Origin of the sequence: Staphylococcus arlettae (assembly GCF_025560845.1) — a bacterium.
GTDB lineage: Bacteria > Bacillota > Bacilli > Staphylococcales > Staphylococcaceae > Staphylococcus > Staphylococcus arlettae.
In genome coordinates, this window is sequence record NZ_CP094803.1 from 1,957,141 (window position 1) to 1,972,639 (window position 15,499).

Annotated in this window: 12 protein-coding genes; 3 read left to right on the forward strand and 9 right to left on the reverse strand. The window is 32.9% G+C overall.

Annotated elements, in window-relative coordinates:
• Positions 1-93: 93 nt before the first annotated feature.
• The gene (locus MUA37_RS09555) at positions 94-513 is read right to left on the reverse strand and encodes a carboxymuconolactone decarboxylase family protein (RefSeq protein ID WP_021458881.1); all 420 of its coding nucleotides are present in this window, start codon (positions 511-513) and stop codon (positions 94-96) included.
• Positions 514-617: 104 nt separating this feature from the next.
• Here MUA37_RS09555 and MUA37_RS09560 point away from each other — a divergent pair, with 104 nt between their 5' ends.
• Positions 618-1,028 carry an Lrp/AsnC family transcriptional regulator gene (locus MUA37_RS09560; protein WP_002509328.1) on the forward strand — a complete coding sequence of 137 codons (411 nt, stop codon included), beginning with the start codon at positions 618-620 and terminating at the stop codon, positions 1,026-1,028.
• A gap of 147 nt (positions 1,029-1,175) precedes the next feature.
• Here MUA37_RS09560 and MUA37_RS09565 read toward each other — a convergent pair whose 3' ends face one another.
• Positions 1,176-1,484 (reverse strand): metal-sulfur cluster assembly factor, encoded by a 309-nt coding sequence (locus MUA37_RS09565; protein WP_262624553.1) that lies wholly within the window; start codon positions 1,482-1,484, stop codon positions 1,176-1,178.
• A 119-nt stretch (positions 1,485-1,603) separates the two neighbouring features.
• Between MUA37_RS09565 and MUA37_RS09570 the strand changes: the two genes are divergently transcribed.
• Together MUA37_RS09570 and MUA37_RS09575 are read left to right on the forward strand one after the other, a co-directional pair.
• On the forward strand, positions 1,604-2,446 hold the full coding sequence (locus MUA37_RS09570) for a Cof-type HAD-IIB family hydrolase (RefSeq protein ID WP_002509330.1): 843 nt from the start codon (positions 1,604-1,606) through the stop codon (positions 2,444-2,446).
• Positions 2,447-2,493: 47 nt separating this feature from the next.
• A complete protein-coding gene (locus tag MUA37_RS09575) occupies positions 2,494-3,816 on the forward strand; it encodes a CoA-disulfide reductase (protein WP_107379883.1) in 1,323 nt (440 codons plus the stop codon).
• Between the two features lie 499 nt (positions 3,817-4,315).
• Here MUA37_RS09575 and MUA37_RS09580 read toward each other — a convergent pair whose 3' ends face one another.
• The 7 genes from MUA37_RS09580 to lepB (MUA37_RS09610) form a co-directional block, all read right to left on the reverse strand.
• Entirely contained in the window at positions 4,316-4,708 is a 393-nt protein-coding gene (locus MUA37_RS09580) for a YisL family protein (protein ID WP_002509332.1), read from the reverse strand.
• 150 nt (positions 4,709-4,858) lie between these two features.
• Positions 4,859-5,761 carry a fumarylacetoacetate hydrolase family protein gene (locus MUA37_RS09585; protein ID WP_262624554.1) on the reverse strand — a complete coding sequence of 301 codons (903 nt, stop codon included), beginning with the start codon at positions 5,759-5,761 and terminating at the stop codon, positions 4,859-4,861.
• Positions 5,762-5,955: 194 nt separating this feature from the next.
• Positions 5,956-7,095: a DUF418 domain-containing protein gene (locus MUA37_RS09590; protein ID WP_262624555.1), complete on the reverse strand. Its 1,140-nt coding sequence runs from the start codon at positions 7,093-7,095 to the stop codon at positions 5,956-5,958.
• Positions 7,096-7,106: 11 nt separating this feature from the next.
• A complete protein-coding gene (addA, locus tag MUA37_RS09595; protein WP_107376663.1) occupies positions 7,107-10,760 on the reverse strand; it encodes a helicase-exonuclease AddAB subunit AddA in 3,654 nt (1,217 codons plus the stop codon).
• Positions 10,741-14,226 (reverse strand): helicase-exonuclease AddAB subunit AddB, encoded by a 3,486-nt coding sequence (gene addB, locus MUA37_RS09600; RefSeq protein ID WP_262615028.1) that lies wholly within the window; start codon positions 14,224-14,226, stop codon positions 10,741-10,743. Before addB ends, addA begins: the two co-directional genes overlap by 20 nt.
• A 163-nt stretch (positions 14,227-14,389) precedes the next feature.
• Positions 14,390-14,962 (reverse strand): signal peptidase I, encoded by a 573-nt coding sequence (lepB, locus tag MUA37_RS09605; protein WP_002509336.1) that lies wholly within the window; start codon positions 14,960-14,962, stop codon positions 14,390-14,392.
• A gap of 18 nt (positions 14,963-14,980) precedes the next feature.
• A complete protein-coding gene (lepB, locus tag MUA37_RS09610; protein WP_002509337.1) occupies positions 14,981-15,499 on the reverse strand; it encodes a signal peptidase I in 519 nt (172 codons plus the stop codon).

Below are 15,499 nucleotides of genomic sequence, written 5' to 3' on the forward strand. Positions count from 1 at the left end.
TATCAACTAAAAAACATCATTCGTATGCCGCTAATTTTCTCTTTTTTGTTATACACAAATTAGTACAAATTTAATCGAAATCGTGCCATCAAATTAATCAGTAGCCTCCAATTGTAACAATGCGCCAAATTTTTGCTGACACTCCGTGAACTGAATATACGCTATCAACATGATGATTTCTTCGTCAGTCATTACTTTATAAAGCTCCTGAAATAGATAATCAGGTATGTTCGTCCCCATTGTCATATATACTTCTGTAAAACCAATTGCTGTCAGTTCTTTTGGATTAAATTGTGCTTTACTACCTTCTGGTTTTCCTTTGCTCTTACAATATGAACAACCACTTTGGTGTGCCAACATTCTTCTAATTTCCTCCACCACTTTAGGTTGTAAATGTAAGTTTTGTTCAATCGTTTGGGCTAATGTTGTCCAACTCTGTAATAATTGTTCGTTATGACCTAGTAATTGTTGATACGGTGTTTCACCTAATTCACTTAATTTTATTAAAGTCATATGTCCACCTCCTATTATGAAGTTTATATAACTAAACGTCTTTCATCCTTATGTTTTATTAGGTATAATTAATAAAAACTTTATTATTTGAGGTATTATTATTCATGGACGTAATCGACAATAAAATCATTTCTGTGCTACAAACGAATAGTAAAATATCGTTGTCTGAATTGAGTGACCTTGTACATTTATCATCACCTTCAGTACGTGAACGAATCAATAAACTCTTAGAGACCGGTATTATTAAAAAATATACAATTGACATTGATTACACTTTGTTAGGTTATACTATTGAAGTTATTATGCACATTACTATTAAAAATAATTTATATAAAGACTTCAAACTTTTTATTAATAACCAATCTGATGTTGATTTTTGTTATAGAGTTTCTGGTTCATCTTGCTTTTTAGTTAAAATGCATTTTCAATCAATGTCAGCAGTTGAACAGTGTATCGATGATATGCAACGTTATGGTCACACGCACACACAATTTATTTTGTCACAAGTTAAATAAAACCAATCTCGAATGGCTATCCAACTTTCGGATTGTCTTTATCATAACTCAATTGATATTTAATTTTCTCCAACAAAAAAAGACTTAACATGTCCAATGATGTCTAAACATCTATGAACATAATTAAGTCTTTACTAAAAATTGAGCTTAGCCAATGCCTAATGCAATTTTAGCATAACGAGACATTTTATCTTTATCCCAAGGCGGGCTCCATACAACATTAACTTCAGTATCTGAAATTTCAGGTATTTCAGCTAATACCATTTTAATTTGATTTATAATTTGAGGTCCCATTGGACATCCCATAGAAGTCAATGTCATTTCAACGGTACATAATCCTTCATCATCTACATCTACATTATATACTAAGCCTAAATTAACTATATCAATACCAAGCTCTGGGTCGATAACCATCTCTAAGGCATTTAAAATACTATCTTTAAGTCCTTCATCCATTTGTAATCACCTCTTCGTAATTAATCTTAATTAACAATATATCAAATATCTTACAAAACGCCAATAAAATGCTATGATATTGTTACATTAAATTTTAATATCAACTTAAGGAGACATATATGAAACCTTATTTAATTTGTTTAGATTTAGATGGTACTTTATTAAACGATGATAAACAGATTTCACCTTATACAAAAACAATACTTAATACATTACAAGCACAAGGACACAAACTAATGATTGCTACTGGACGTCCTTATCGTGCTAGTCAAACTTATTACCATGAATTGAATATGAACACACCTGTAGTCAATTTTAACGGGGCATATGTACATCATCCAAAAGATGACAATTTTACACCAGTTCATGAAGAATTAGATTTAGAGCTTGCTACAAGCATTATTCAATCATTGAAAGACTATGGTGTCAGTAATATTATTGCTGAAATCAAAGATCATGTTTTTATCGATAACTTTGACCAAAAATTATTTGATGGTTTTTCTATGGGCAGCCCTACTGTTGAAACTGGAGATTTATTACAAACACTAACTGCTTCACCAACGTCGATTTTAGTTGAAGCAGAAGAAGTTATGATTCCACGAATTAAACAAATGCTATCACGTTTTTATGCTGAAAGCATTGAACATCGTCGTTGGGGATCACCATTTCCTGTTATTGAAATAGTGGGTAAAAATATTAGTAAAGCTAAAGGTATAGATGCGGTTAAATCTTACCTTGATATTGAACGCTCCAATATTATTGCATTTGGCGATGAGGATAACGACTTAGAAATGATTAAATATGCACAACATGGCGTTGCAATGGAAAATGGTTTAGACGAACTAAAACATGTTTCAAATCATGTTACTTATTCTAACAATGATGATGGTATCGGCCGTTATCTTAATGAATTTTTCAATTTAAACATCGCTTATGAACAAGTTATAAATTCACGTATCTAACTATCGAGGTTATACAAATATTACTCAATAAGGAGGCCGAAAATATTATGAATCACATTGTTGTAGTTGGTGCGGTTGCAGGTGGTGCAACTGTCGCGAGTCAAATTAGACGTTTGGATCATAATAGTGAAATCACAGTCTTTGAAAAAGATCGTGATATGAGTTTTGCTAATTGTGGCTTGCCTTATTATTTAGGAAACATTGTCGAATCACGTGATGCAATACTCGAAGCAACTCCCGAAGCTTTTTATAATGCTAAACAAATAACAGTTAAGCCCTATCATGAAGTTATAGCTATTAATGATGATAACCAAACTGTTACTGTGCATGACTATCAAAAAGATGAAGTCTTTCATGTTAACTATGATACATTAATTTTAAGCCCTGGATGTAGTGCACGTTCACTTCCTCTTGATAGTGACATAGTCTTTACTCTACGCAATATGGAAGATACTGATGCCATTGAGTCCTTTATACAAGACAATCAAGTCCAACGTGCGTTAATAGTTGGTGCCGGTTATATCAGTTTAGAAGTGTTAGATAATTTGTATGAACGTGGAATTACACCTACATTAATACATCGTTCTGAGCATATTAATAAATTAATGGATAATGATATGAACGAACCTATCATCGAATCATTGAAAGAGCGTAATATAACTTATCATTTCAATGAAGAAATAGATACCATTAAAGGCAAAACTGTGTATTTTAAATCAGGCCACCACGAAGACTTTGACCTCGTCATTACTGGTGTGGGTGTTGAGCCAAACTCAAACTTTATTAAAGCGTCAAATGTTACTTTAGATAGCCACGGCTATATTCCTGTTAATGATAAATTTGAAACGAATATCGAAAATATCTATGCACTCGGTGATATTATTACTTCACGTTATCGTCACGTCGATTTACAAGCACACGTACCACTTGCTTGGGGTGCTCATCGTGCAGCGAGTATTATCGCAGAACAAATTGCCGGTAATCCACAAATTCAATTCAAAGGATTTTTAGGCAGTAATATTGTTAAGTTTTTTGATTATACATTTGCGAGCGTAGGTGTGACACCTAATGAATTAAAACATTTTGACTATAGCATGGTTGAGCTTAAACAAGGTAAACATGCTGGTTATTACCCAGGAAACACAAAAATTCACTTACGTGTTTATTTTGATAAAAATACACGCCAACTATTACGAGCAGCAGCAGTAGGTAAAGCTGGTGTAGATAAACGTATTGATACTTTATCCGTAGCAATGGCTAATCAGATGACAGTAGATGATTTAACAGATATTGAAGTAGCTTATGCGCCACCATATAGCCATCCTAAAGACTTAATCAATATGATTGGTTATAAAGCACGCAATAAATAATAAATACATCGCAAACATTATTGATACTTGAGGTATTTCAGAACGTAGATAGACCCTTCGCATTAATTTGCGAAGGGTTTATTTATGTTCTAGTTAGATATTATTTTTATGGAATATTAGCAGTAGTTTATGCCGACTCCTGCGGGAAGAGCACTCGTCGCAGACTACAGGCTTAGTCAGTGCCACGGAAAGCGTGCATAAAAAACTGCCAACAAAGCCAGAAATTTTGTCTTTAGACTCTTGCTTTATTGTAAGTAAACAGACCTTAAATATTAGTTTTCCCAAGAGTTTTTTCTATAGATAGGCAGTAGTTTATGCCGACTCCTGCGGGAAGAGCACTAGCCGAAGACTACGGGCTGAGGCAGTGCCCGCGGAAAGCGTGCATAAAAAAACTGCCAACAAAGCCAGAGACTCTGTAGACAGTCTGAAACTAATTTTATTTAATTGAGTTGTGTTTAAAAATATAAAACTCAGCTTCTTTGGTCATTGCTATCCATTACTACATACCAAATAGTTGAGAAATTGGTCCCCAAGGTAAGATGATGCCTAATAACATAGTAATGATAATTACAATAATTGTAGCCCATAAAATGCCATGACTGGCTTGCCCTTTTTTACGCTTAATTAATGCAGTTTCCATTAATGCTACTGAAGCAATACCACCTACCATTTTTAACGTTAGTAACATGTGGCCGCCACCTTGTGAACCCGAAGAAAACTCTTGAATAAGTAACCATAAACCACTAAATAAAACTAAGACCATAAAAACTCTTAATAACATATGAATAGGTTTAAAATATGGTGTTGCACCTTGCTTTTCTGAAAAGTTGAAGTACGCTGCAAAAAATAAAATAATTGCAACTACCCAACTTAATATATGCATGTGTATCATGCTATCCCTCCACACAATTTTATAATTTCATATTTATTTTATCATACATTAATTAATACACAATCGTTGAACTGTCATCATATCAAATAAAAAAAGACAAAGTTTTTAGGTGAAATTTATTACCTAAAAACTTTGTCTCTTTTTTAATTCTTATTTTTCAATAAAGTTAGTTAATGTACCTATGTTATCGATTGTCACTTTGACTTCGTCACCAGGCTGTAAAAATTGAGGAGGGTTCATGCCCGCGCCAACACCTGCTGGCGTACCAGTAGCAATAATATCTCCTGGGTGCAATGCTACATATTTAGAAATTTCTTCAATTAATTCATCAATTTTTAAAATCATTTCAGATGTATTACCATCTTGACGAATTTCATTGTTTACTTTAGTCACGATATTAACATCTTCTGGTGTCGGTAATTCATCTTTGGTAACAATATAAGGACCAATTGGACAACCACCAGTCAAACTTTTAGATAGAAAGGCTTGTGCATGCTTATTTTGAGCCGTACGATCAGTAATATCATTAATGATGGTATAACCATATACATAATCTAAAGCAAGACCTTTAGGGATTTTTTCTCCAGCTTTTCCAGTGACAATACCTAATTCACCTTCGTAATCTAATTCTGAAGTAATATCTTGATGGTTAGGTATCGTACTATTATCACCAGCTAAAGATGATGCGGCTTTAGTAAATACATATAAACGTTGTACTTCATTATTCAACTCATCTGCATGCTTTTTATAGTTACGTCCAAAAGCAATCACATTATTTGTCGGTGTTACAGGCGGTAAAAATTCAAGTTCAGAAAATGGCACTTTATATTGCTCAGCTTGTCCACTGTCTTCAGCAGCAACAACTGCTTTTCTCACTTGTTCTTGAAAATCTACTGTTTGGTTTTGTTGTAAACCTTGTAATAATGTTTTGGGATTAAACTCACCTTCCGCGAAGTCTGCAAAGACGTGTTTCAAATTCCATGCGGCTTCTTCACGTTTTACCTTAACACCGAAAGATGTATGTCCTTCATGTCTGAATGATAGAAATTTCATTCAATATCAGCTCCTCATCTGTATCTTACTTCATATTATAACTAAATTTACGCTTAAATAACAAATAAATGAATAAGGAATAATCTAAATATTCATTTTTTTTAAAAAATTTGATGGCATGCCAACTTGTCTTTCTTTCAGAATCATTAAGTTCTTACAAAAATGTTCCTAAGAGCGCTATACTAATCATTACCTTATTTCAAGTAGGTAAATTTACGCCAAATCCATTCAAACGATCCTTGTTTATAACGTTTTAAATATAAATAACTTACTACCAGTTGAACCATATACACTAAAATTGCGAGTGTATAAGATTGAGCTAAGGTTAATTTATTGTATAAACCGAAACCAGCACCTGTATAAATATATAAAAAGATAATACTTTGTGTTAAATATACACTCATACTCAGTTTTCCTGGAAAAGCGAACAAAGACAGCCAGTTTTTTCCTTTGACTGTTTGACATAAATAACAAAATACTAAAATGTAACCAGTAGCTACAATTGGACCTGCTAATAATGATGATACTAATTTATACGTCTCATCAGCATAATAAATTACACTTGGTAGTTTATAAATATAGCCAACTACAATAGCCAATAGCCCCCATTTTAAATATGTATGGGGAATTGCTCTGATGTGTGATATTAAATCAAATTTTTGTGCTGCTATACCAATTAAAATGTATGGTAAAAATTCAAATAGTGCAGATATTGTTATGGTATCCAAAATAGAGTAAGTATTCTCTTCCATGTTAATTGGTAAGAAATCTAAATAACTACTACTTTGACGACTATTAATAAGGTCTTGTACACTATGACTTAACATGTTGAATGAGTTGTCAGCACCATACATAGCGTGTAAAACAACTACTGGTATAATTATTATAATGATTTTTAGCATAAATAAAATTAATGCGATACTTGTCAGTGTGTTTTTAGACAACTTAATTAATAACACCGCAACCATTCCTGTTACTGCATAAGTAAATAAGATATCTCCACTGAATATAAAATAGCCGTGAATTAAACCAACTATGAGTAAAAAAGATAAGCGACGATAAATAATAGGATAAAATCTCAATTGTTTACGCTGCGTATTTTGATACATAATTGCTAAGCCATAACCAAATAAAAATGTAAAAATCGGATAAAACGAACTAATAACAATTAATTTAACGCCTCTAATGATAGCTACATCAAAACCAGATAAATGTTTCGTTAAATCAATATTGTCATATGGAAAACTGAAAATCAAAATATTCATAAGCACAATACCTAGCAAACTCATACCACGTAGTGCGTCTAACTCAAATAATCGCTGTGGACGATTCATGACAATCCTCCTTAATCCTCTATCGAAAGTTGACCATATTTAAAGAAATACAAATAGCCTTTTACTTGTTTGTCTAATATGGTTTCTAGTGTTTTTTGGTAATAGGTCATTTGTATTTTATAACGTTGCCGTAATTGCTCACCTATTTCTTGGTCAGTCATGCCTCGTCTCCTATTAAATGCATCTGTCTTATAATCTACAAAATAATATTGATTATCTTTGACAAAAATAAGATCAATCATACCTTGAATAATTGAAATATCTTCATCTTCATCAAAGTTTTGATCTACTTTACTTTGATTGACAATAAATGGTAGTTCCCTAAAAATATAATCACTATGTGTTATTGTGTTATATAATTCACTGTGTGTAAATTGGATAATTTCACCAATATTGACATCATTTTTATCTGCTTCAGCTATAATATTTTTAGCAACTAATTGATCTAAATATTGGTCTAACTCGCTTTCAGTTAAACCACCTTCTTGAAATGGTAAATGTTGCATCACTGTATGCATTAGTGTTCCGATTTCGTTTGCTCGTCGTTTTACATTTTGTGCTAAAAATGCTGGACGCTCATACGCAGCAGAACCAATGCTATACTGTCTAACACGATCATAATTTGTGCCTGCTTCTTCTGTTTCTAATTGTCTCTTTAATTCAGATACTGATTGTTTAGACGCTTTAACAATATCTTTTGGATAAGGATATTCATAAGCTAACTGATGATATATTTGTTGCTGTTGTTCTTGGTTAGCTTCACTGTTTACAATATCAGTAACCGAACGTGCGCTATTAGTACTATGCTCCGTTTCATTAGCAATATCTTCGTAATGGTCAACATTCAATGTCACACGTGGTTGCAATTCTACAGGTAAGTCAGTTATCTGATTTTCAAATCTCAATTCCCTAGGTAACTCAGAAGATTGATATTTCGCTAATATAGGATAAATTAATTCAATTGGCCTTTGGGCAGTTAACCTATAACTAACAGGTAAATGATTGTCAGAAACTACAGTTTGGATGAGTTTATCTAAATCAGCTTCATCTTTAACTCTACCTATTAAAAATAATTGCTCTTTGGCACGTGTCAATGCTACATAAATCAATCGCATTTCTTCAGAGATCAATTCTTTTTCCGCTATAGCTTTTATAGTCACAGACGCGAGTGATGGAAATGTAATATTAGTAGCTACATCAAAATATTGCATTCCAATACCATATTGTTGATTTAAAATAATTTGTTTAGTTAAATCATTTTTTCGAAATTGTTTCGATAGTCCTGAATAGATAACAAATGGAAATTCTAATCCTTTACTACTATGGACAGTCATCATTCGAACGACATCATCATTCGGACCAATAACATTTTCCTCACCGAAATCTTTTCCACGTTCAATTAATTCATCAATGAAACGGATAAATTGGTATAATCCACGAAAACTTGTATTTTCAAATTCGACTGCTTTATTAAATAAACCATATAAATTAGCGCGTCGCCCTTTACCACCAATTAACCCACTAAAATACTGAATAACAAAATGATCATTATAAAATTTATCAATCAATTGATACACAGGATGATGTTGACTATATATTTGATATGCCGCAATATCATCCATAAAACGTTGCAATTTTTTAACGAGCGTTTTGTTAGCCAATTCGTGCTTCATATACTGTTCGATTGATTGGTAAAAGTAATCATCATTCGGGCTAAAGACACGAATATTAGAGAGCTCCACCTCTGTAAATTGGTAAATGACAGAACGCATTAGTCCTACTAGATAAATATCTTGTAATGGATTATCAACTGTTCGTAAAAATGACAATATAAGGCGCACTTCTGTTTGCTCAAAATAACCTTCCTTACTATTCACATGAAAAGGTATGTCATGATCTTTAAATGCTTGTTGTAATCGTCTTGCTTGACCATATGTCCGCTCTAAAATGACGATATCTTTATATGATGGTTTACGATAACTTTGTGTTTTCATATCATACACTTCGCGTTCATTCATAATAGTTTGAACTTGTTGCACGATATATTCAGCTTCTTGTTCCGTTCCTGTTAATCCTGATTGTGCATCCTCTACTAATGTATTTAACTGAAGTGGCATCGGCTGATCATCATACGGTGCACCATTATATAAACGAGCAGCTTGATCATAAACAATTTCACCCACTGCTTCATCCATCATATGATCAAACAGATAGTTTGTAGTGTGCAAAACGCCTGGACGAGATCTAAAATTTTGCGATAAATCTATACGTAAACCACTGCTACTACCGTCTAACGAAAAATCATTATATTTTTCAATAAAAAGACTAGGATCTGCTTGTCTGAATTTATAGATAGACTGTTTAACGTCTCCTACCATAAAGAGGTTTCCATTATGCGCATCACCTTTTTTGATACACGATAGAATTTTTTCTTGCACTCTATTAGTATCTTGATATTCATCCACAAGAATTTCGTCTATTTGATCACTTAAGTTCTGTGCAATTTCAGATATAGTTCCATCTTCATTCATTAGAATTTGCAATGCAAAATGTTCATAATCTGAAAAGTCTACCAAGTTTCTACTTCGCTTTTTATGATTGAATTGCTCTATTACATCAGTCGTAATTGTTGCCAAATATTCTACACGTGGTGCTAATTTTTTCATTTCAGCCGTTAAATCACTTGCGGAACGCGCAAAATAATCTTCTTTAACCTTAGTAACAAATGCTTTGTATTGATCATAATACTTTTTGGCGTCATCATAAACGTCAATCATCATCTCGTTTGCTTCTTTAATTGCCTTATTTTTGGCAGGAAAGCGTGCTTCAAATTGATGATTAACTAATTGTTCTGTATTCAGTTGCCCACCTTCTATAACTTCCGCCATAAAACGTCTTTCTTGATCTATAACTGCGACTTGTTTATCTACAGCTTCGAGCATCATAAATAGATCATAACTTTTATTTAATGCTTCTTGCGCTGAAGTGATAAAAATCATTGCTAAGTCATTAAGTAACGTTAAATATTGTTGTTGTGCGTCATCATTTTCATAAGGATATGATAATGATTGCAACCATGTACGTGGGCTAGGATTAGCAATACTAAAGTAGTACATTTGTTTAATCATGTTTCTAAATGCTTCATCATTACGATCTGACGACAGTTGTTCTGTTAAATCTACAAAATGTGGATCCAATTGATCATAATGTGTTTCTAACACTTCATCTATAGTTTGTTCTAGCAGTAGTATGTTTTCCGCTTCGCTACTCGTTCTAAAATTAGGATCTATATCTAACACATCATAATGTTGCTGAATTAACTTCAAACAAAAACTATGTAGCGTCGATATTTGTGCTTGATGAATTTTAATACGTTGATTTTTTAAATGTGTATTATTTGGATCATCATATGACGCCTCTTTGATACGCTGTTCCACACGTGCTTTCATTTCACGAGCACTGGCATTAGTAAAGGTTACTACTAATAATCTGTCTACATCGATACCATCCGTAATAATACGTTGAATAATACGCTCTACTAATACAGCAGTTTTACCAGAGCCAGCTGCTGCTGCCACTAGTATATCTTGCCCTTTAGCATAGATACTTTTCCACTGATTATCGGTCCATTGTGCATCAGTAGGTTTATTCGGAATCTGATTCATTAGTGATATCTCCTTCATCTTCTATATCATCAGCATGTATTGCATTAAGTGGATTTATCGATTCATCAACGTGACGATAACGTTTTTGATCAATCATGCCATCTACATGACACACTGATTTATAGTTACAATATTGACATGGTAAGGTTTGATCATATTTTAAAGGTGCAATTTCTGTATGACCGTCCATAATATTCGAAGCCGTTTCGATAAAATTACGTTTATTCCGTGCAATAAATTTATAAATAGTGTCTTCATCAGCAACTTTACTATTACTTCTAATGCCACCATCTTTCTTTAAAGCCACTGGTACGATGTCAGAGACAAAACTTGGTTCTAGTCGTGTATCAAAGGCATGTAAAGCAGTACTGTCACTATTTAATAACCCATTTAATTTAAATGAGTTTATAAATTCACTATTTCTTTTATCCTCAGTTAACTCTTTCCAAGCTAACTTAATACGTGGTTCATGCACATGGAAGTAAAGCAATCCACCAGGTTTTGTTGCATTAGCTAAACCTAAACGATTTTTATTTTGTAAAACAATATCCATATATGTCATCATTTGCATTTGCATACCATAGTATACTTTTGTTAAATCTAATGTTCCACTATACTTCGAAGACTTATAATCAATAATATTAACAAAACTTTCCGCACCTTCTGTGTAAGTATCGATACGGTCAATTTGTCCTCTAATATTAATTGGAATACCTTGCTTAGTAATTAATGGTTCTGCATACAATTCGTCATTACTACGTGGATTTTTACGGAATCCCGCTTCAAATCGTTGTGGAAGAAACTTTGTATGGCTCCCTTGATATTGTAAAGCCGTTAATGTTGTTTCAACGATTGCTCCAATACGTTGTGATAAATAACGGTAATATGCTGTTGAATTTAATACATTGAATTGTACCTCTGGCAGTATCACTTGTAACGCTTGCGTAGTTAATCGTTGAATTTGTTGCTGCGTTAACTGTTTAAACTCGCCTTGTACTTTGTCAGAAATATATTTTAGCACTTGGTGGAAAATATCCCCCAAGTCAAAATTTTGCAATTTATATTTTGTACGCTCATTTAACCTCAAACCATGTGAAGCAAAATGTTTAAATGGACAAGCTAGATAGCCTTCAAATCTAGATACACTAGCATTTATAGATTTGCCATACAATGACTGTGCCAATTCATTATCTAATTGAGCTGTTTCATTATCGTAAGTAAGTGCAGTTAATAAATAATCCAAACCTTCATTTAAACGTTCATCTCGATACATAACTTGATACGTATCAAGCCATGTTTCTGCTACTATTTCTTCATTGAGCCATGATTTTAATGCTTCGAATAAGGCAATTTTAGTTTGGTGTGGATGTTGCATTAACGTCAATGGTTGCGCTTGATGTAAATGTGAAATATTTTCAATTTCTAAGTTTGAAAATAGTGACTGTATTTGTTGAATAAAAGGACTTGCTTCTTTTTCGTCCCCTTTAACACCCATTAAACTATATGAAAAAGTAACTGCTTCGGTACTACGAGTCATTGCTATATAACATACAAATGCTTCATCCATTTGTAATATGTCAGCTGTAGGACTCAATTCTATATCGGCGTTTGCTTGGAAGTATTTTTTCTCTTCATCCGTTATTAAACTAGATGCCGATACTGCCTGTGGCAACACACCATCGTTCACACCAACTAAGTAAACATGTTGTTTGTTATCTACTTTGGCCAAATCCATTGTACCGATACTGACTTGATCTAATGTTTGTGGAATCATATTAAACTCTAACTGATCCAGTCCAATGTCTAACAATTCTAAAAATCGCTGTTGTGACATTTCTTGATTATCGAACACTGTGACTAAATCATCTAAAGTTTGAATGAACCCTTGCCATACTTGATCTAATGTTTCAGCATCTTCATGTTGCTCTGCTAAATCTAGGGCGTCTCTTTCAGCCATTAACTGACTTGGCAACTGAAAATCTTCCATTGCTTCATAAAAAGCAGTCGCAAATGCTCTCGCAGTTGTAGCATTATTCATATGTTGTTCAAATTGTAATATTTTATTTATTACGCTATCTTTTAATTTAATCACACGCTCATAGGCTTCACGTGTTTCGTCAGTTAACGGTTGGCGTTTTAAGCCCATTTTATTAAATTGTTCAATTTGAAAATAGTGTGGATCGATCCAACGTTTACCGTAAATGCCTCGTTCTAATACAAAATTTTCTAAAATATGAATTAAATAATTACTATCTTTGAATTGTTGTGTTAGTACCCCTGACTTAAATACTCGCATCAAAGGCTCAAAATTCCATTGAGTTTGTAATACTTCAATTAATGAGCGAATCATTTCCATAACTGGGTGATGTGTCATGGGCGCTTTCGTATCTATATTAAATGGAATATCATACTGTGGTAAAATAGATTCCATTAAATATGCATATGTTTCATCACGATAAAGAATTGCAATATCTTGATAACGACGACCTTTATCGCGGTTTTCTTTAATAATTTGTCTTGCTACTTCATTAATTTCTTCTCGCATACTGGATGCTTCAAGTATCTGAACTCCTGCTTGATGCGTAGTTGGTTCATATTGTAATGCATTAAAATTGTGTTCCAACGTTTTTAAATCAGCATTTTGGTACCGGTACTGTGTTTGGAAATTTGATTTATGTAACGGTATATTCAATTCTTGTGCAATAGTTTCAATATGAGTCAGTGCTTCCGAAGGCTTGCGGAATAAACTAAATGGATCTTTATCTCCATCTGTAGTTAATAGAATAGTGACACTTTTACTATGTTGAACAAGTGCTTTGATAATTGCATATTCTAACGTTGAAAAGTTGTGAAACCCATCAATGTAGATTTGTGCTCTTTTTAGCCATTGTGACTGTCCCATCACTTCTATAAAACGATTCAAACTATCTTCAGTAGAGACGTAATCTCCAGCAATGCGTTGCTCTAATTGCTTATATACTAATGCAATATCTTCTAATTTATGTTTTGTCCGTGTTTGTAATTCATTATCTGCTATGTATGTTTCTAACTGTTGCGGCGAAACGTTATACTTTTTAAAATCTTTAATTTGTTCGTGTAATTTTTCGCTAAAACCATAATATTTAACTTGTGATTTATATAAGCTTAATTCGTCCTTAAATTGTTGTAATATATCATAAATCATCATTTCAGTAGCTGCTTTTGATAATTGTTGTTCCATTAATCCGCCTACTTCTTGAAACACGCGGTGGCTCAAACGTTCAAAATGTAAAACTTCAGTTCTTAAGCTACCGTTTAATGCTGGGTCTTTTACAAAGGTTTGCTCTAATTGAAATGTACTTTGCGTAGGAGCAATTAAAATTATAGGATCACCTAATGGATCTTGTTTCATGGCTGTTTTTATCTGTTCTATCATTGCATATGATTTCCCAGTACCAGCCCTACCTACATAAGCATTTAATTCCATCGCTCGTCTCCACTCCTTTTGACTTATATCTTAACACATAACTAGGAGATTTTTATTCTGTTACTCTTGATATTTTATGAGATAAAGAAAGAAGAATTGCTAAAACTTCGTCTGTGTTAGTTAGCAATTCTTCTTATGTTTTTAACCTATTTATCATCAATTATTATTCATACTTTGTATCAGGATCAAAACCAAATTTAAACTCATCTAGTGGCCAGAAACTAAATGCTACTTTCCCTACAACTTGGTCATTATCAATAAGTCCAAATGAACGGCTATCTTTACTCACTTCACGATTGTCTCCTAAAACAAGTAATTTACCTTTAGGAATCGTTGTTTTATTACCATCTCTGACAAAGTCTTCAGGTTTATACGTACCTGTAATATATTCATACATTTTATGTTTCTCATTGTAATCTAAATATGGTTCATCTACTTTTTTGTCATTTACATATAATTGATCTTTTTTATATTCAATTTTATCACCAGGTGTACCAATTACACGCTTAACATAATCATCTGTTTTGTTGGCATGGAAGACAATTACATTGCCTTTTTTAATATCACCAAATTTATAACCAAATAGGTTGACGATAACACGTTCTCCATCTTTTAACGTGGGATCCATTGAGTCACCTTTTACAGTGTAAGGTTTGGCTACAAAGTTAATAATTAATAGCACTAATGCTACTGCAACAACAATTGATATAATCCATTCTGTTATTTCTTTTCTCACTCTTCACACCTCATATATTTATTTAAAGTTTACTGTAAACTCATCTAAAGGATAATACTTCAAGGCGACTTTGCCCACTATGTCTTTTTGTTGAATAAAACCATAATTTCGAGAATCAGCATCATGCTGGCGCTGATCATTCAACACAAAATATGAATTTGGGGGTACAATATCACTTTCAGAACCTTTGATTTTACGTAAGGTTAATGCGTCTATTCTATTATTAGCATAAGGTTCCTTTATTTGTCTATCATCTTTATAAAGCGTTCCCTTCTTATAAGCGATAGAATCTCCTGGTACTCCAATAATTCTGCTTACGTTTACCTTATCATTTTGACGATACATCACAATATCACCATTATCTAATTGCTTTATTAATGGTGCTACTTTATTTACAATAAGACGGTCTCCCGTCGACAATGTAGGCGACATACCTTGTTTATGAACGACTATACCAGTAATAACGAATGCTTGAATCAATAAAACTATAATAATCGCTATTATAATAGAAATCAAATTTTTCACTAACTTTTTCAC